1 protein-coding gene and 1 pseudogene are annotated in these 557 nt (G+C 61.0%); both read left to right on the forward strand.

Annotation, left to right across the window (positions count from 1 at the left end):
• On the forward strand, positions 1-317 hold a 317-nt coding region (locus tag AC1DT3_RS23740; RefSeq protein WP_477467597.1), incomplete at its 5' end, for an adenylosuccinate synthetase.
• Positions 318-349: 32 nt separating this feature from the next.
• Positions 350-557: pseudogene (locus AC1DT3_RS23745) on the forward strand (histidine kinase); the annotation flags it as partial.

Raw genomic sequence — 557 nt, forward strand, 5'->3', positions numbered from 1 at the left:
GCATTGCTCTGACCAAGCTCGACATTCTCGATGGGTTCAAGACAATCAAGATCGGCGTCGGCTACCGGCTCGACGGCGAGACGCTGGATTATTTCCCCGCGAGCCAGGGCGCACAGGCACGCGTCGAGCCGATTTTCGAAGAAATGGAAGGGTGGAGCGGTTCGACAGCGGGAGCTCGCTCCTGGGCCGAGCTTCCAGCGCAGGCGATCAAATATGTCCGCCGCATCGAGGAATTGATCGGCGCGCCAGTTTCGGTGCTCTCCACCTCGCCGGAACGGGAGGATACTATCCTCGTCAAGAATCCCTTTGAGGGTTGACGTCGGCCCCTCTCCGGGCCATCCCAAKAACAATGGCTGATTATTACCCACTTATTGCCCGCGCCGTCGAAGGCCTGTCTGAACAATCGCCGCATATGCGCCGCGCCGTTTACGAGCGCGCCCGCACGGCGCTTTTGGGGCAATTGCGCTCGCTCGATCCTCCGCTATCGGACCTCGATATCGAGCGCGAAAGCATGTCTCTCGACGACGCGATTGCCCGCGTCGAAGCGACGTACGCGC

It is taken from the genome of Microvirga sp. P4_G7 (genome assembly GCF_056401005.1).